The 16,988-nt window shown below is 61.7% G+C and carries 17 protein-coding genes and 2 pseudogenes; 11 read left to right on the top strand and 8 right to left on the bottom strand.

The features are described 5' to 3' along the window. Positions 1 to 91 precede the first annotated feature (91 nt). Both KGA88_RS26735 and KGA88_RS26730 read right to left on the bottom strand, forming a co-directional pair. A complete protein-coding gene (locus KGA88_RS26735; RefSeq protein ID WP_223595384.1) occupies positions 92 to 751 on the bottom strand; it encodes a methyltransferase family protein in 660 nt (219 codons plus the stop codon). A gap of 113 nt (positions 752 to 864) precedes the next feature. Continuing rightward, positions 865 to 1,812, bottom strand: a complete 948-nt coding sequence (locus KGA88_RS26730; RefSeq protein WP_110659763.1) for a GlxA family transcriptional regulator — start codon at positions 1,810 to 1,812, stop codon at positions 865 to 867. Positions 1,813 to 1,936: 124 nt separating this feature from the next. On the opposite strand from KGA88_RS26730, the gene KGA88_RS26725 reads away from it, so the two are divergent. Together KGA88_RS26725 and KGA88_RS26720 are read left to right on the top strand one after the other, a co-directional pair. Next, positions 1,937 to 2,728, top strand: coding sequence for an SDR family NAD(P)-dependent oxidoreductase (locus KGA88_RS26725; protein WP_223595382.1), 792 nt, complete (start codon positions 1,937 to 1,939; stop codon positions 2,726 to 2,728). Positions 2,729 to 2,830: 102 nt separating this feature from the next. Next, positions 2,831 to 3,763, top strand: coding sequence for a pyridoxal-phosphate dependent enzyme (locus tag KGA88_RS26720; RefSeq protein ID WP_223595380.1), 933 nt, complete (start codon positions 2,831 to 2,833; stop codon positions 3,761 to 3,763). Positions 3,764 to 3,816: 53 nt separating this feature from the next. On the opposite strand, the gene KGA88_RS26715 is transcribed toward KGA88_RS26720, so the two are convergent. Further along, the gene (locus KGA88_RS26715) at positions 3,817 to 4,137 is read right to left on the bottom strand and encodes a DUF2388 domain-containing protein (protein ID WP_110659766.1); all 321 of its coding nucleotides are present in this window, start codon (positions 4,135 to 4,137) and stop codon (positions 3,817 to 3,819) included. Positions 4,138 to 4,327: 190 nt separating this feature from the next. Here KGA88_RS26715 and KGA88_RS26710 point away from each other — a divergent pair, with 190 nt between their 5' ends. Continuing rightward, the gene (locus tag KGA88_RS26710) at positions 4,328 to 5,437 is read left to right on the top strand and encodes an NAD(P)/FAD-dependent oxidoreductase (protein WP_223595377.1); all 1,110 of its coding nucleotides are present in this window, start codon (positions 4,328 to 4,330) and stop codon (positions 5,435 to 5,437) included. Positions 5,438 to 5,509: 72 nt separating this feature from the next. Next, entirely contained in the window at positions 5,510 to 6,106 is a 597-nt protein-coding gene (locus KGA88_RS26705) for a DinB family protein (protein ID WP_110659768.1), read from the top strand. Positions 6,107 to 6,116: 10 nt separating this feature from the next. Here KGA88_RS26705 and KGA88_RS26700 read toward each other — a convergent pair. Together KGA88_RS26700 and KGA88_RS26695 are read right to left on the bottom strand one after the other, a co-directional pair. After that, positions 6,117 to 6,341, bottom strand: a pseudogene (locus KGA88_RS26700) (LysR family transcriptional regulator); the annotation flags it as partial. Positions 6,342 to 6,637: 296 nt separating this feature from the next. Beyond that, a pseudogene (locus tag KGA88_RS26695) lies at positions 6,638 to 7,375 on the bottom strand (LysR family substrate-binding domain-containing protein); the annotation flags it as partial. 32 nt (positions 7,376 to 7,407) lie between these two features. Here KGA88_RS26695 and KGA88_RS26690 point away from each other — a divergent pair. Genes KGA88_RS26690 through KGA88_RS26680 form a run of 3 tightly spaced genes read left to right on the top strand, consistent with a single transcriptional unit; the run spans position 7,408 to position 9,661 of the window. Then, positions 7,408 to 8,424, top strand: a complete 1,017-nt coding sequence (locus tag KGA88_RS26690; protein ID WP_223595374.1) for an aldo/keto reductase — start codon at positions 7,408 to 7,410, stop codon at positions 8,422 to 8,424. A 2-nt stretch (positions 8,425 to 8,426) separates the two neighbouring features. Beyond that, positions 8,427 to 9,224 (top strand): SDR family NAD(P)-dependent oxidoreductase, encoded by a 798-nt coding sequence (locus KGA88_RS26685; protein ID WP_110663203.1) that lies wholly within the window; start codon positions 8,427 to 8,429, stop codon positions 9,222 to 9,224. A 26-nt stretch (positions 9,225 to 9,250) separates the two neighbouring features. Then, entirely contained in the window at positions 9,251 to 9,661 is a 411-nt protein-coding gene (locus KGA88_RS26680) for an SRPBCC family protein (RefSeq protein ID WP_223595371.1), read from the top strand. Positions 9,662 to 9,802: 141 nt separating this feature from the next. On the opposite strand, the gene KGA88_RS26675 is transcribed toward KGA88_RS26680, so the two are convergent. Both KGA88_RS26675 and KGA88_RS26670 read right to left on the bottom strand, forming a co-directional pair. After that, positions 9,803 to 11,206 (bottom strand): sensor histidine kinase, encoded by a 1,404-nt coding sequence (locus KGA88_RS26675; protein WP_223595369.1) that lies wholly within the window; start codon positions 11,204 to 11,206, stop codon positions 9,803 to 9,805. Next, positions 11,184 to 11,867, bottom strand: a complete 684-nt coding sequence (locus KGA88_RS26670) for a response regulator transcription factor (RefSeq protein ID WP_103395605.1) — start codon at positions 11,865 to 11,867, stop codon at positions 11,184 to 11,186. Before KGA88_RS26670 ends, KGA88_RS26675 begins: the two co-directional genes overlap by 23 nt. Before the next feature lie 133 nt (positions 11,868 to 12,000). Here KGA88_RS26670 and KGA88_RS26665 point away from each other — a divergent pair, with 133 nt between their 5' ends. Continuing rightward, positions 12,001 to 12,351: a hypothetical protein gene (locus KGA88_RS26665; RefSeq protein ID WP_223595367.1), complete on the top strand. Its 351-nt coding sequence runs from the start codon at positions 12,001 to 12,003 to the stop codon at positions 12,349 to 12,351. Between the two features lie 179 nt (positions 12,352 to 12,530). After that, complete coding sequence (locus tag KGA88_RS26660; RefSeq protein ID WP_110662443.1) at positions 12,531 to 13,460, top strand: hypothetical protein; 930 nt, start codon at positions 12,531 to 12,533, stop codon at positions 13,458 to 13,460. A 229-nt stretch (positions 13,461 to 13,689) separates the two neighbouring features. Here KGA88_RS26660 and KGA88_RS26655 read toward each other — a convergent pair whose 3' ends face one another. Continuing rightward, positions 13,690 to 14,295 (bottom strand): glutathione S-transferase, encoded by a 606-nt coding sequence (locus tag KGA88_RS26655; RefSeq protein ID WP_110662442.1) that lies wholly within the window; start codon positions 14,293 to 14,295, stop codon positions 13,690 to 13,692. Between the two features lie 370 nt (positions 14,296 to 14,665). On the opposite strand from KGA88_RS26655, the gene KGA88_RS26650 reads away from it, so the two are divergent. Further along, the gene (locus tag KGA88_RS26650) at positions 14,666 to 15,070 is read left to right on the top strand and encodes a TraR/DksA family transcriptional regulator (protein WP_007907888.1); all 405 of its coding nucleotides are present in this window, start codon (positions 14,666 to 14,668) and stop codon (positions 15,068 to 15,070) included. 243 nt (positions 15,071 to 15,313) lie between these two features. Next, complete coding sequence (locus tag KGA88_RS26645; RefSeq protein WP_411740870.1) at positions 15,314 to 16,921, top strand: methyl-accepting chemotaxis protein; 1,608 nt, start codon at positions 15,314 to 15,316, stop codon at positions 16,919 to 16,921. Positions 16,922 to 16,988: the final 67 nt, after the last annotated feature.

Here is a 16,988-nt window from a genome sequence, read left to right as displayed (position 1 = left end):
CGCGAAGGCGGTGTGTCAGGCAATTGCAATGTCGACTGACACTCCGCCTTCGCGAGCAAGCCCGCTCCCTCAGGGGGGGAAAAGGGTTGTTTCAGTAGAGTCCGGGGATCAGTCGCCAGGTGCGGCTGTAGTAGGCGTCGTATTCGCTGCCGAACTGCGCCCGCAACAAGGCTTCCTCCGAATGAATCCGGGCGATCAGCGGGATCAGCGTCAATGCGGCCAGCAACAGGCCGACGCTCGATCGAAAGGCCAGCGCCCAGCCCACGGCAATGACCATCATCCCCAGATAACTGGGGTTGCGCAGGTTGCGGTAAATACCTTCGGTGACCAGGCGATGCCCCGGCTGGATGGCCACCAGTCCGCTGAAGCGCTTGCCCAGCACAAACACCGGCCACAACCGCAGCGCGCCGCCGACGATGAACAGCAGCGCCCCGAGCCAGCGCACGCCTTCACCACCGAAGGTCCAGAAATCGATGCGGTCGGTGTAGGCCGGCACAAATCCGCTCAGCAAACCGATCACGCCGAAGGCCGGAATGACCCAGCGATTGGCCCGGTCTTCGCGTTCCCCCGAACTCAGGTTGACCTCGGTGAACAGTGACGCGACGGCCATGATCAGGGTGGCGAGGGCAACGACGACCAGTGAGCCGTGGCTGAAATAAGCCGCGAAACCACCCAGTCCCCATATCGCCAAGGCGAGGTAGGCGAGGGTGCTGACGACAGCGAAAAGCGCCAGTTTGGCCGAGATTTTCATAAGTACCTCACACGCGCAGTAACGCCTCCTGTCATTGTAGGAGCTGGCTTGCCAGCGATGGCGTTTCCAGAACTCAACCCATCCTTCAGAGGCAATCGCCGGCAAGCCGGCTCCTACACAGATATCTCTGCCCTGGCATTGCGCCGAATCACCTGTGGCGGTTGACCGAAAACCCGCAGGAAGGTTTCGCGCAGGCGACGACGGTCGCTGAACCCGGTTTCCAGGGCGATCTGGTCGAGGGTCAGGCGTCCGCGTTCAAGCATCTGTCGCGCCGCTTCCAGACGCAGGTTTTCGATGGCCTTGGCCGGCGATTGCCCGGTTTCGGCGCGAAACGCCCGGCTGAATTGTCGGGGGCTGAGGTTGGCCACTTGTGCCAGTTGTTCCACCGAAAGCGGCTGGGCGAGGTGTTCCCGGGCGTAGCCGAGCACGGTTTGAATGCGGTCGGATTTCGGCTCCAGCTCCAGCAGCGCCGAGTGCTGCGACTGGCCGCCCGCGCGGCGGTGGTACATCACCAGTTTCTGCGCCACGGCCCGGGCCAGCTCGGCACCGTGGTCCTTTTCCACCATGGCCAGTGCCAGGTCGATACCCGCTGTCATGCCGGCGGAGGTCCAGATCGAACCGTCGATCACATAGATGCGATCGGCCTCGACCTTGATCGCTGGAAACCGCGCCTGCAGTTCCCGGGCGTAGGCCCAGTGGGTGGTGGCCCGCCGCCCGTCGAGCAGGCCGGCCTGGGCCATGACGAATGCCCCGGAGCAGATCGACGCCGTCCTGCGCGCCGTGTTGATGCTGGCCCGCAGGTAATCCAGCACGGCCTCGGGTGCCTGTTCGACGATGGAGTCGCCGCCGACCACGATCACCGTGTCGAACATGCGCCCGTCGAATGCCTCGGTGCCGACGCTCAAGCCGCCGGAGGCGCGCAGGTTGTGGCCGTGTTCGGACAACACGCGCACGTCATACAGAGCCTCTGCGGCACTGAAATTGGCGTACTCGAACACCGGCATGGCGGCCAGCGCCATGGACTGGAACCCCTCGAAAACCACGAACGCCACGCTGATCATCGGCCTGTCCTCAAATGCTTGTGTCCTAAAAACGTACTTTAAACGTCATTTGAGACAAGCGTAAGTGCCTTTATAACAGTGTGCACCCGGCGAATCTCTCGCCTCACCGTAGAGGAATTGCACCATGGCACTCTCATCCAAAGGCACCGCACTGATCACCGGCGCTTCTTCGGGCATTGGCGCGGTGTATGCCGATCGCCTCGCCCGGCAGGGTTACGACCTGATCCTGGTGGCCCGCAGCCAGGGCAAGCTCAACGCCCTGGCCAATCATTTGAGCGACGAAACCGGGCGCACCGTGGAGGTGGTGGCCGCCGACCTGACGAACAGGGTGGATTCGCTGCGGGTCGAACAGATCCTGCGCAGCGACGCCAGCATCAGCTTGCTGGTCAACAACGCCGGGGTCGGTGGCGTCATGCCGCTGCTCGGCAGTCCCGTGGACGACATGGAGGCGATGATCAGCCTCAACGTGACGGCGTTGATGCGCCTGGCCTATGCCGCCGTACCCGGCTTCGTCGCCCGGGGCAGCGGCACCGTAATCAATATCGCCTCGATCGTCGCCACCGCCCCGGAAATCCTCAACGGCGTGTACGGCGGGACCAAGGCGTTCGTCCTGGCGCTGAGTCAGTCGATGCAGCATGAGCTGGCGGACAAAGGCGTGCGCATCCAGGCGGTGCTGCCGGGGGCGACCGCCACCGATTTCTGGAGCGAGGCCGGCAACCCGGTGGAAAACCTGCCGAAGGAAATCGTCATGTCCGCCGAGGACATGGTCGATGCCGCGCTCGTTGGTCTGGCGGCCGGCGAAGTGGTAACCATCCCGGGCCTGCACGATGGCGACCAGTGGGACCGTTACGAGGCCCAGCGCCAGACGCTGTCCGGGTTGTTTGGCAACTGCGAGGCGGCGCCGCGTTATCGCTGAGACGATTGCCCCGGGTCCGGGTGAACTAAGCTTGGGAGAGAGGACCGTTCACCGCTGGCTCGTGGCAGCTCGACGAGCCGGTGGCGTGTAACAGGAGCCCATATGCTGCACATCCGCACGCCCCTGATCCTGCACCCTGGCCTGTCGACCCCGACCCGGCGTATCTGGCTGAAACTGGAAAACCTGCAACCTGGCGGCTCGTTCAAAATACGTGGCATCGGATTGCTGTGCAGCCGTGCGGCGCAGCAGGGCAAGCGCAAGGTGGTCTGTCCCTCCGGCGGCAACGCGGGGCTGGCCACGGCCATGGCCGCGGCATGCCTGGGGCTCAAGGCCTGCATCGTGGTGCCGCACACCACCCCGCAAAGCACCCGGACGCGGATCAGCAATACCGGCGCCGAGGTGATCGTGCACGGCAAGGTCTGGGACGAAGCCAATCAACGGGCACGGGAACTTGCCGAGGACCCGCGCTGTGAATTTGTGCCGGCCTTCGACCACCCGCTGTTGTGGGAAGGGCACAGCACCATGGTCGATGAAATCCTTGAAGACTGCCCGCCGGTGGATGTGCTGGTGACATCGGTCGGCGGCGGTGGCTTGCTGGCGGGGCTGCTCACCGGTCTGATTCGTCATCGGCACACCGATTGCCGCATCGTCGCCTGCGAAACTGCAGGCGCGGCGTCGTTCGCCGCGGCGGTGGCGGCCGGGTACCCGGTCAAACTGCCGAAAATCGACACGGTCGCCACATCCCTGGGCGCCGCGCAAGTGGCGGCCTGGCCGGTCAGGCACATCGGCGCTTTTTCCCATGAATGCGTGGTGCTCAGTGATGATGACGCGATCATGGGCGTGGTGCGCTACGCCAATGATTTGCGCCAGCTGGTCGAGCCGGCGTGCGGGGTGTCATTGGCAATTGCCTACCTGGATCACCCGGCGATTGCCGACGCCCGTGACGTGGTGATCGTGGTCTGCGGCGGGGTGAGTATCAACGCGCAACTCGTGGCCGGGTGGGCACGCATGTCCACTGGCACGCAAGCCAGGTAGGGCTGCAAACGCTATCCCGGTGTTACAAGCCCCACCGCTGGCGATGACGGTCTTCAGTGATCGGTGGCAACGCCTTCCTGGACGAGGATGGCGCGGGCCAGGTCTTCGTCGCTTACGTTGTTGAGCGCAGGATTGTCCTGACGGACTTTTTTCAACACCGCCTCCAGATAAGCACCACGAATCGCACCGCCACTGGCCACGAAGCTGGAGGCGTCATCCCGGGCGGGAATCATGAGTTTGTGGTCTTTGAACGTCGAGTACAGCGAGGCGGAAACCCCGGCGGAAGTGGCGACGTCACCCGCATCCACTTTGGCTAGAGCCGAGCCTGCGGGCAAACAAAGTACCAGCGTAGAAATGATAAACAGACGGCGCATGACGGTGTCCTCCGACAGCATGAAGCATAAGGGAAGTACCACATAGTTTAGGATGCGCGGCGGCCACCGAGAGTTCCCTGATGCTGTCGACTCTGCGTTTGGACGGGTGGTTTCATGGCCTTGCCGCTGGCGATTTTCTCCGGCCTGATCGACTATCTACAGCCAGAACAGGTGTGAGAGGGCAGGGACGTTGAACGTCGATATCCAAAGCGTGGTGATCGGGGCCGGTGTCGTCGGGCTGGCTGTAGCCAGGGCCCTGGCCATGAGCGGCCGGGAAGTGCTTGTGGTCGAGGCCGGTGCGGGCATCGGCACGGGTGTCAGCTCACGAAACTCGGAAGTGATTCACGCCGGCATCTATTACCCGAGCGGCAGTCTCAAGGCCCGGTTGTGCGTGGAGGGTAAGCAGCGTCTCTATGCGTTTTGCGATGAACATGGCGTTGAATACCGGCGCGTCGGCAAGCTGATCGTGGCCACTGATGAGCAGCAGTATTCGGCTTTGCAGCGTCTGTTGGAGCAGGGGCGCCTCAATGGTGTCGATGACCTGCAATGGCTGGATGGCCCGCAGGCCCGGGCGCTTGAACCGGCGTTGTCCTGCGTCGCGGCGCTGTGGTCGCCGTCTACCGGCATTGTCGATTCCCACGCCCTGATGCTGGCGCTTCAGGGCGATGCCGAAAGGTTTGGCGCGACGCTCGCCCTGCACACGCCGTTGCTGTCGGCCCGTTGCAGGGAGCAGGGCTTCGAACTGCACATGGGCGGCAGCCAACCCATGACCCTGCGCTGCCGCGAATTGATCAACTGTGCGGGGCTGTCCGCTCCCGAAGTGGCGCGCGCTATTGTCGGTCTGCCTGGGTCATTCATTCCCGAGGCGCATTTGTGCAAGGGCAGTTATTTCAGTTTCAGCGGCCGGGCGCCGTTTCGCCACCTGGTGTATCCGGCCCCGGAGAGCGCGGGACTGGGCGTGCACATGACGCTCGACCTGGGTGGGCAGGCGCGCTTCGGGCCGGATGTCGAATGGGTCGAGCACATTGATTACCGCGTCGAACCCTGCCGGGCCGAGGGGTTTTATCAGGCGATCCGCCGTTATTGGCCAGATTTGCCGGACAACAGCCTGCAACCGGCCTACAGCGGCATTCGCCCGAAAATCACCGGGCCGACGGAACCGGCCGCCGACTTTCTTATCAGCGGATGCGCCGAACATGGCGTGCCGGGACTGGTGAATCTGTTCGGCATCGAATCACCGGGGCTGACCAGTTCCCTGGCGCTCGCCGGGCACGTGGTGAAGCGCCTGAACGACCGATGATCAGTGCTGGCGCTGCTTTGCGGTCATCGGGTCTATGCTAGGGAGTGCGCTTACTGCCATCGGAGAACTCTGATGATCACCGTACGCACTGCCTGTCTGCTGGCCGATTACAAGCGCTGGGCCAATCAGCGCCTGTTTGACAGCCTTGCGGCACTTCCTCCGGGCGAAGTCAAAAAAGAACGAGTGTCGGTGTTCAAAAACATGATCGGCACCCTCAATCACGTCTATGTGGTCGATTGCATCTGGCGGGCGCACCTTGAAGGCCGGGGGCATGGCTTCAAGACTTCGCACGACCTGCTGCATGCCAACCTGTCCGAACTGCGCATGGCGCAAAAAGAAATCGATCGCTGGTACTGCGACTGGAGCGCCCGGCAAACCGATGCCTCCCTGGACAAGCCCGTGGAGTTCACCTTTGTCTCGGGCGAAAACGGCGTCATGAGCGCCGGCGCGATGCTGATGCACGTGGTCAACCACGCCAGCTATCACCGTGGCTGGGTGGTGCAGATGTACTTCGAGATCCCGGCCATGCCACCGGTCACCGACATGCCGGTGTACCTGCGCGAATCGGAACCGGTGGTCCTGCACTCGATCAATGCCCCGACAGTGGCGCCGCCATGTGCTGTGCAATTTTCGAGCGCAACCAGCGTTCTGCCGGATCGTTATCGTTGACCCCGTTCCAGTCGTCGGACAGGCCGATGCGAAACACATCGCGGCTGGTGGACGGCTCGAAATCCTTGGCCTGGCTGACCGCCCCGGAAATGGTGTCCATCGCCGGCTGCAGTTCCTTGAGAATCTGCAACGCCCGCGGGGTTGGCTCCAGGGTTCGTCCGTTGCGCACCAGCAACGGGTCGTCGAACAGATCGCGCAACTTGGCCAGCGACGCGCTGACGGCGGGTTGGCCGAGGGCTCGCAGGGGGCGGAGGTGTTTTCAGTAAAGCACCAATCCCTGCGCAATCTGCAGTTCGCTGATGACCTGTGGGAGCGGGCTTGCTCGCGAAGAGGGCGTGTCAGTGACTTCAATGTTGGCTGACCTGCCGCTTTCGCGAGCAAGCCCGCTCCCACACTGGATCTCCAGCGAGCAAGAATACTGGGTACGACATCAATCAACTGTGGGAGCGGGCTTGCTCGCGAAGAGGGCGTGTCAGTGACTTCATTGTTGCCTGACCTGCCGATTTCGCGAGCAAGTCCGCTCCCACAGGTTCATGGGGTGGATTCAGGTTCTGTCAGCACTTTCCTGAATGTCTCCACCAGCGGCCGCAAGTTGACCCGGTGCCACGCCGCCCACAGCGGTCTGGTGAAGGCAATCCACGGCACTTCCCGCAGCACCACGCCTGGCGGGGCATTACGGCTCAAGCCTTTCTGAATCATGGCGATGCCCAGGCCCGAGGCCACCAGAGCCATTGCCGTGAAGGGACCGGTGGCTTCCATGCGGATATCGGGGGTGAAGCCTGCGCGGATACAGGCGCTGACGAAGTTTTCGCGGCTGGTGATGTTCTGGTGGTGTTGCACGCCGATCCACTCCTGGCCGGCGAGATCCTCCGGAGTCAGCACGCTCTGCTGCGCCAGTGGATGGTGCTCGGGCAGGGCCAGCAGCATCGGGTCGTCCAGCACCTGAAAACCCAGCAAGTCCGGGTCGTCATCCGTCGGCGGCTCACTGACCAGGGCAATATCGAGGCTACGCTGGCGCAAGCCCTCAAGTTGGTCGGCCGAGCTTTGGTTGTACAGCGCCACGTGTACGTTCGGCCGGTCGATCCGCAATACGCGCAAGGCATTGGGCAGCACGCCAGCGTGCATGGCGTTTTCGATGTAGCCGATGCACAAGCCGCCTTCTTCGCCGCGCCCCAGGCGTTTGCCGAGGGATTCCAGGCGACTGGCGTGGGTCAGCAGGGCGCGGGTTTCGGCGAGGAAGGTCTGGCCATCGCCGGCAAGCCGGCTCCTACAGGGTTACTGATAATCGAGAGGATTCATCCATGAGCTTGAAAGACAAACTGCCCGGCGCGCTGGGCTTCGGCACCGCACCACTGGGCAACATGTTCCGCGCTATCCCGGAAGAGGAAGCGCAGGCGACTGTCCACGCCGCCTGGGACGCCGGCGTGCGGTACTTCGATACCGCGCCGTTCTACGGTTCGGGCCTGTCGGAGATTCGTCTTGGCGCCGCGTTGTCGCGCTACAACCGTGACGACTATGTGCTCAGCAGCAAGGTCGGCCGGGTGATTCTCGATGAAATCGAAGACGCCGCTGCCCGTGACCTCGGCGAGAAGAGCGGGGTGTTCGAACACGGCCTGCCGAACAAGATCGTCAACGACTACAGCGCCGACGCGACCCTGCGTTCGATCGAGGACAGCCTCAAGCGCCTGCAAACCGATCGCCTGGACATCGTCTGGGTGCATGACATCGCCCAGGATTTCTACGGCGATCAGTGGCTGGAGTACTTCAACCAGGCCCGTACCGGTGCCTTCAAAGTGCTGACCCGCCTGCGTGAAGAAGGCGTGATCAAGGGCTGGGGCCTGGGCGTTAACAAGGTTGAGCCCTGCGAGCTGACCCTTGATCTGAGCGAGGCGCAACCGGACGGTTTTCTGCTGGCGGGTCGCTACACTCTTCTCGATCATGATCGCGCCTTGCAGCGCTTGATGGACGCCGCCCTGGCGCAGAACGTCGAGATCGTGGTCGGCGGTCCCTACAGCTCGGGCATCCTGGCCGGTGGCGCACACTTCGAGTACCAGAAGGTCAGCCCGGCGATCACCGGCAAGGTCGAGCAGATCAAACGCATCGCCGCGGCCCACGGTGTCGATATCAAGGCAGCAGCGTTGCAATTCTCGTTGGCTAACCCGGCGGTGGCGGCGGTGATTCCGGGTTCCAGCCGCCCGCAGCGGATTGCCGAAGACGTGGCGGCGTTGTCGGCGGTGATTCCCGCGGCATTCTGGCAAGCGATGCGTGAGGCGAAGCTGGTTTCCGAGCGCGCACCCTTGCCCCTCATTGGAGCTTGAGCATGAAGATTGATTTGAGCGGAAAATTGGCAATCGTCAGTGGCAGTACCGCCGGCATTGGCCTGGGCATCAGCCAGGCACTGGCCGAGGCGGGCGCCACGGTGGTGGTGATCGGCCGCGACACGGCCAAGGTCGAGCAGGCGCTGGCGAGCATTCGTCAACGCGTTCCCGCTGCGCAATTGCGTGGGGTGACCGCCGACCTCGGCACCGCCGAAGGCGCCGAGATATTGTTCGCCGCCGAACCTCGGGTGGACATCCTGGTGAACAACCTCGGGATCTTCAACACGGTGGATTTCTACGACGCCCCGGACAGCGAATGGGCGCGCTTCTACGAAGTCAACGTGATCTCCGGCGTGCGCCTGTCGCGGCATTACACACCGGACATGGTCAAGCAGGGCTGGGGGCGGGTGATCTTCCTGTCTTCGGAATCCGGCGTGGCGACGCCGGCGGACATGATCAACTACGGCGTGACCAAAAGCGCCAACCTGGCCGTGTCCCATGGATTGGCCAAACGCCTGGCCGGCACCGGTGTGACGGTCAATGCGATCTTGCCCGGCCCGACCTTTACCGATGGCCTTGAGGAGATGCTCAAGGACGCCACCGCTGAATCCGGGCGCAGCGCCCGGGACGAAGCCGATGCATTCGTGCGCAAGGCCCGGCCGACGTCGATCATCCAGCGCGTGGCGGATGTCGAGGAAGTCGCCAACCTGGTGGCCTACATTGCTTCGCCGTTATCCTCGGCCACCACCGGCGCTGCCTTGCGGGTCGACGGCGGTGTGGTCGACAGCCTGGCCATCTGAACCTTATTGATTAGAGAGAGCATTTCATGGCAACTGCATCAGCAACGATCGAAGTCCCGGCCTCGGCCGATCAGGTCTGGCAATTGATTGGCGGATTCAACTCGCTGCCGGACTGGCTGCCGTTCATTCCCAAGAGTGAACTCAGCGAAGGCGGGCGCGTGCGCCGACTGGAAACCAGCGATGGCGCGGTGGTGGTCGAGCGTTTGCAAGTGTTTGACAACGCGGGTCAAACCTACAGCTACTCGATTTTGCAGGCACCCTTTCCGGCGACTGATTATCTGGCGACGATCAAGGTCGAGGCGCAAGGCGAGGGCGCGCGGGTGACCTGGTCCGGGCGGTTTGAACCGGTGGGTGTGAGCAACGAGGAAGTGGAGGCGTTGTTTACCGGCATCTATCAGGGTGGGCTTGAGGCGCTGCGGGCCAATTACCCGGCTTGATCCACGCAGCGGAAATCACCACCAATCCCCTGTAGGAGCGAGCCTGCTCGCGATGGACGCAAGGTCGACGCGTTGAATCAGACTGCACGCGTTATCGTTGACGTCCATCGCGAGCAGGCTCGCTCCTACAGGGATTCAATTTCAGGCTTGAGGAATCAGGCTCTCCCGACAATCGAGCACCAGCCGCGCGCCACCCAGTTCGCTGCTGCCCACCTCAAGTGTAAAACCGTGCAGGCTGACAATCGCCGCGACGATGGACAGTCCGAGCCCGAAGCCGCTTTTCTGATTGCCCGCCTCGGCGCGATAGAAGCGCTGGAACACCGCCTCGCGTTCTGCCTCGGGAATGCCCGGGCCGGAGTCGAGCACTTCGATCCGCGTGTGCCCGCCGGCATTGACCCCGCGCAAGATCACCGCGCCACCGGGCGGGGTGAATTTGATCGAGTTGCTCAGCAGGTTCGCCAAGGCTTCGAACAGCAGTGCCCGGTCGCCATTGAGGGGTGGCAAGGAGGCGGGCAGGTGCAGTTGGAACACCAGCCCATCGTCTTCGGCCAGGGGCAGATAGAACTCATGCAGCTCCTGCAACAACGCCACCGGGTCCACTTGCACGAAACCGGAGCGGCGCTGGCGGTCTTCCAGTTCGGAAATCCGCAGCAAACCACGGAAACGCGCCATCAGCGTATCGGCCTCGGCCAGTACCAGATCCAGTTGCATGGCCTGCGGCGAGCCTTCGCCGGCTTGCTGTTGCATGCGGTAAAGCTGCGCGCGCAGACGAGTCAGGGGCGTACGCAGGTCATGGGCGATGTTGTCGCACACGCCCTTGACCTCGTTCATCAGGCGCTCGATGCGTTCGAGCATGGCGTTGACGATGGCGGCGAGCATGTCCAGTTCGTCACGCCGATTGGACAGTGGCAACCGCCGGCTCAGGTCACCCGCGACGATGGCTTCGGCACTGGCCTGAATCCCGCGAATGCGCCGCAACGGCCGGCGTCGCAGCAAGTACCAGCCGACGATGCCCGGAATGATGGTCAGGGTCACTCCCCAGAACAGGGCGTGAAGAATGATCCGGGTCACGGCGAACAGCGAACCGTTGTCGCGCACCAGCACCAGCCAGCGGCCGTCGAGGGTGCGGGTCGCCACGGCGTCGCAACTGTCGGCGGGCAGCGTCTGGTCGTCGGTGTCGTCGGAGGCATCGCAGTCGCGCAGCATGTGGATCTTGCCATCGAGCGGCAGGCCGTCCGGAATGTAGCGCAGGGCACCGCTGAGGTAGCGATGTTGGGCATCGAACAGGCCGTAGGCGTCGATGCCACGGATGTCGAAGGTCATGCTGACGGCGAGGGCGTCCACCAGTTGCTCGCCGGAGAAGCGCGAAAACAGGTGCTGGCGCTGCATCAGCGAATGCTTGGCGAGGTTGTCCAGGTAAGCGGAAACCTCGTAGTACATGACCCCCATGAGAATCCCGCTCCAGATCACGAACAGCGAGCTGTAGAGCGCCAGCAGTCGGCTGCTGGAGGAGCGCCAGCCTTTAGACGGGTTCGGCAATGACATAACCCGAGCCTCGCACGGTCCGAATCAGTGGGACATTGCCAGGCGGGTCGATCTTCTTGCGCAGACGACCGATGTGGACATCGATCAGGTTGGTGCCGGGGTCGAAGTGGTAACCCCAGACCTCTTCGAAAATCATCATCCGCGAGAGGATTTGCCCGGTGTTGCGCATCAAGAATTCCAGCAGCTTGTACTCGGTGGGCAACAGCGTCAGCAGTTGACCGTCGCGGCTGGCTTCGTGGCTGATCAGGTTCAGCTCCAGGTCCGCCACCCGCAGCGTGGTGGCCTGGGCGGTCACGGTGTTCTGCCGGCGCAGCAGGACTTCGACCCGGGCGGCCATTTCATCGGTGGCGAAGGGTTTGGTCAGGTAGTCGTCACCACCGGCGCGCAAGCCGCGCACGCGCTCATCGACGTCGGACAGTGCGCTGATCATCAGGATCGGCGTGGCCACGCCCATGGTCCGCAGCGTGGTGACAATCGCCAGGCCATCGAGCTCGGGCAACATGCGATCGAGGGTGATCAGGTCATAGTTGCCGCTGACAGCACGCTCCAGCCCTTCGCGGCCATTGTCGACCCAGTCGACGTCGAGGCCGTGGTTACTCAGTTCGGCGACAATTTCCCGGGCGGTCACGGCGTCGTCTTCGATGGTCAAGATGCGGGTCATAAGGCTGGCCTGATAAGCAGTTCAATACGAAGTTGCAAGCATTTTGCCAAGAATTGTCCGCGACTTAATAAATTAACTTTCATCTGGCTGGGGTCGCTGTTCGATACGTTGATATCATTGGGCCATAACTTCGATGGGGGGCTGCATTGTGCGTAAATCGATCCGGTATGGCTGGATGCCGATTTGTCTGTTGCTGTTCAGTGTTTTCAGTTCAGCGGCCTGGGCTGGCAATACACCCTGCTCCGGCAAGAAAGGTGGAATCGATCGATGTGATGGCGACCTGTTCCTGTGTAACGACGGCTCCATCAGCGGCTCGAAAAAAAGTTGCTCGGCCATGTTCGGCGGTCAGACCCAGGCACGTCCACAAGCGTTTATCCAGGACACGCAAGGCTGCTCCTGTGGCACCGGTTCGTTTTGTACCGGCCCCAGAGGGGGCGTTTACTGCCTGACCCCCAGTGGCAACAAGAGCTATAAGCGCAAATAACCCATGCATAAAACCCGTCAGGGCAACCTGTTCGTTGCAATATGCATGGGTTCAGGAAGTTCAAACTTCCTAAGTGATTGAAGCACAACGGTTTATTTAAAGTGCGCGACTGGCACGGTGACTGCAATTCCTTCCTTGAAGAGTTGTAACACCATCTTTCTGCCTGGAGCGATAAAACAATGAATAGATCCTCTGATGGTTTCTATCCTGCCATGGACGAGTCCACCACGCTGTCCGGCGTGTCCTGGGGAGCGATTTTCGCGGGTGCCGCTGCTGCGGCGGCGTTGTCGCTGATCCTGGTGTTGCTCGGTTTCGGCCTAGGTTTTTCGGCGGTATCGCCCTGGGCCAATGAAGGCGTGAGCGCCAAAGGCCTGGGGATCTCGACCATTGTCTGGCTGGCTTTTACCCAGATCATCGCTTCCGGACTTGGCGGTTACATCGCCGGGCGGCTGCGGGTGAAGTGGGCGTACATGCATGGCGATGAAGTTTACTTTCGCGACACGGCCCATGGTTTTCTGGCCTGGTGCGTGGCGACGCTGGTGACGGCCACGCTGGTCGCCGGCTCGGTCAGCAGCCTGGTGGGCGGTGGCGTGCAGGCCGGGGCGAACATGGTCGGTGGAGCGGCGAGTGCCGCGACGCAAGCCGTGGGCACTGCGGCGGGCAATACCAATAGCGATCAATACGGTTACTTCGTTGACAGCCTGTTCCGTGATGATCGTCCGGGTGCCGTCAGCGATGATGCGGCCCGGGGTGCCGTCACCCGGATCTTTGTACGTTCCCTGAGCATGAATGGACTGGCCAGCGAAGACCGGACTTATCTGGCGCAACTGGTCGCGCAGCGGACCAACCTGACTCAGGCCGACGCCGAACGTCGTGTCGATGAGGTGTATGCCCGCACCCAAAAAGCCGTGGCCGATGCCAAGCAAGCCGCACAAGAGGCTGCCGACACGGCCGCCAAAGTGGCAGCGTGGACCACGCTGTGGATGTTCGTTGCGCTGTTGGCCGGTGCGTTTTTCGCCAGCCTTGCCGCGACCTTCGGCGGTCGCCGTCGGGATGCGGTGGTGTATCTGGAAACCGACGCTTACGTCACCACGATTCCTGTTCGCTAACCCAGGAGAATCATCATGCGTTCATTACTGCTGTTCTTTCTCGGCGTGCCGATCCCGATCATTATTTTGATTGCGTTGTTTGTGCATTGAATTAACTGCCGCTTCTTCCCTTGGGTGAAGCGGCGTTTTTGCTGAAGCCATCGCGAGCAAGCTCGCTCCTACAGGGATATGCGGGCTTGCTCCGGGCGGCGTTCCGACGAAGACGTTAGATCAGGCAAAGCGAATCTATCTATTCGATCGGTGTACTCAAAAACACCTCAAGTCCTTCGGCATACGCAGTGAATGCGGCGATTCGCGGAAACTGCGCCGCACTCACCTGGTCCGGCACCACCAGGTTGGTGAAGCTCCAGGCTACGGCGAGGGTGATGCCGTCCTGCTCAATCGAGCCGTCAGTCTTCAGCGGCTGTTTTTCCAGCTCCCGTTCCAGCGCCGAATAGGCCGCCACCAGCTGTCCTTCGACCCGCTGCACCCAAGGTTTGAATTGAATTTCCGCCGGCCGCAGGTTGCGCTCGTAGTAAAGCTGCACGGATTTTTCGCTGGCGGCCAAGGCCAGGCCAACCAGGCGCAACGCGCGCAGGCGCTGACTCGCTTCGACAGGCATCAGGCTGTTGTCGGCCAGGGTTTGCAGGTAATCGATGATCAGTGTCGAATCCATCAACACTTCACCATCCTCCAGCACCAGGGTGGGCGCCTTGACCACCGGGTTGATCAGCTGGAATTGTTCGAAGTGGCGGAACACCGAGACCGATTGATGTTCCAGGGTGATTCCCAGGCATTTGGCAGAAATGGCGACGCGCCTGACATAGGGCGAATCCAGCATACCGATCAGCTTCATGGTCCTTTCCTTTATATGGCCATTTCGGGAGGGACAACCTTAGCTGAGGTTCGCAGCCCTGCAAATGACAGTGAATATTGCCCGGTGCAGGCCGTTTGTCTTCTATATACCTCCGCTCGATTGAATTTCTTGCTATAAACGCACTCCGATTACCGCCTCAAAGCCTGCCGTAGAGCATTTTCAGGGCTTTGTCGGACAAATTCGCTGTCTTTTCAGTTGCTGAGGCCTCAAGTCGGCCTTAGACTGCCGCCCCTCGTAAATTGAGTGCCGGGTGGCGCTTGGAACAAACGGCGCCTTTCCGATGGCCTGCCCAGGTCTGCCGGAACGCTCCCTTATTCGCCTTAATGCACGTTTTTTTATAGAGATATCAATGACAAAGGACAAGTTGCTGGCCATGCCGGCGGATGACTACATGAATGCCGAGCAACATGCTTTTTTCTCCGAGCTGTTGCAGAACATGAAAGTCGAAACCCATGAGCGCATCGAACAGAACCGCATCGCCATCGAAAGCCTGGACACCCCGGCCGATCCGGCAGACGCGGCTTCGGTCGAAGAAGAGCGCACCTGGCTGGTAAACGCGATCGATCGCGATCAGCGCATGCTGCCTCAGTTGGAACAAGCCCTTGAGCGCATCAAGGAAGACAGCTTCGGCTGGTGCGACGACAGCGGCGAGGCGATTGGCCTCAAGCGCCTGCTGATCAGCCCGACCACCAAGTACTGCATCGAAGCTCAAGAGCGTCACGAGCAAATCGACAAGCACCAGCGTCAGGCCTGATTCTGCGAGGCAGCCCCTTTTTAACGGGGCGGCCCTGAAAAGATCGCAGCCTGCGCCAGCCCCCCTGCGCAATTGAAGCAGGGCGCTGGCGCAAGCTGCGATCTTTGTTTTGTGCTGTCTGCGATTTTCCCCCCCGGTTCTTCTATTGATCTGTTGCAACGTTCGCGACTAAAGGCTCATGGATAATGGCTTTATGGTGGCGTTTAATGCGAAGACAACAATTAGAAGTTTTCCGGGGTGACGATGATGACGAGAGACGGGTCTCTGGTTGCGGCAGTGCCTGCGCCAGTGCTGTTGCCGAAAAGCCGCTGGCTGGCACCGACGCTGCAAAGCATCGCCCTGATGCTGTTGTTATGTGGCATGACGCTGGGTGAATGGTCGCTCTACCTTGGCCTGCCCCTGGCCGTATTGATTATCTGGCTGCCTCGCCTGCGTTCGCGCGCGACCCCTGAGGCTGCTTCCCCCGACAACCCCGACGCCATCGGCGAGTTGACTCGCGATCTTTCCTACACCACCAGCCATAACGCGCTGTCAGCCGCCGGTGTGGCGTTTTCGGTTCGGCAACTGGCGGACAAGCTGCAATCGCAGCTCACGGCGGCGGCACAGATCGTCAACAACGCCGAGGTCATGATCACCACCGAACAGGCCACCTCGACACTCAGCCGCCAGGCGCTCAGTGCCGCCAGCGAGGCTCATCAAAGTGGTGCGGTCGGGCGTACGGAGCTGATCGAGTCCATCGCGCGCATGCATCAGCTCAGCCAGCGCGCCAGTAACAGCCGTGAACTGATCGAAGCCTTGAGCCTGCGCAGCGATGATATCCAGCGCGTGACCCTGGTGATTCAGTCCATCGCCAGCCAGACCAACCTGTTGGCGTTGAACGCAGCCATTGAAGCGGCGCGGGCGGGGGAGCACGGTCGCGGGTTTGCAGTGGTGGCCGACGAGGTCCGCGGGCTCGCCGCACGTACGGCGACCGCGACGGGAGAAGTGGGCGAGATGGTCGCCGATATCCGGCAACGCACGGCGCAGGTGGTGGAGCAGATCCGCCAACTGTCCAGCGACCTCGACACTGGCGTCGAACAAGTCGAACGGACGGGACAGCACCTGGAGAACATTGCTCGTCTGGCGGCCAGTGTCGAGTCCCAGGTCGGGGAAATCGCCCAAGGGGCCGACACCAACCGTGAGCAACTCGACAGCCTGTTTCACGCCATCGAACAGATGCGCAGCGATCTGGCGGTCAGCGACCAGCAGACTCAACGCCTGGCCCAGGCGGCGGTGCAAATGGAAGGGCAGGCCGAAACCATCAGCGAGCGTCTTGCCGAAGTGGGGCTGGATGACTATCACCAGCGAATCTATGACCTGGCCCGGGAAGGCGCGAGTCAGATTGCTGCGCGTTTCGAGGCGGATATCGATGCCGGTCGAATCAGTCTCGACGATCTGTTCGACCGCCATTACCAGACTATTGCCCATACCAGCCCGGCCAAGTACCAGACGCGTTTCGACCGCTACACCGATCAGGTTCTGCCAACGATCCAGGAGCCGTTGTTACCGCGCCACGAAGGATTGGTGTTCGCCATCGCCTGCACCCAGCAGGGTTATGTGCCGACCCATAACAACGCGTTCAGCCAACCGCTGACCGGGGACGCACAAATCGATGCCGTGCAGAACCGCACCAAACGCAAGTTCGCTGACCGTACCGGGATTCGCTGTGGTAGCCATCAGAAGGCCGTGTTGCTACAAACCTATACCCGCGACACCGGCGAGCTGATGCACGATCTCTCGGTGCCGATCATGCTCAAGGGCAGGCATTGGGGCGGTTTGCGCCTGGGCTACAAGCCGCAAAAGCCACGCTAGAAACCCGAGCCGGCGGGTGATTGTTACAAACCCTGTAATGAATCTGTGCAGGGTTTGGCTGTTTCCT

This window comes from Pseudomonas sp. A-R-19, assembly GCF_019956575.1.
In the GTDB taxonomy this organism is placed as follows: Bacteria; Pseudomonadota; Gammaproteobacteria; order Pseudomonadales; family Pseudomonadaceae; genus Aquipseudomonas.
This window is presented reverse-complemented; position numbering and strand designations above follow the sequence as displayed.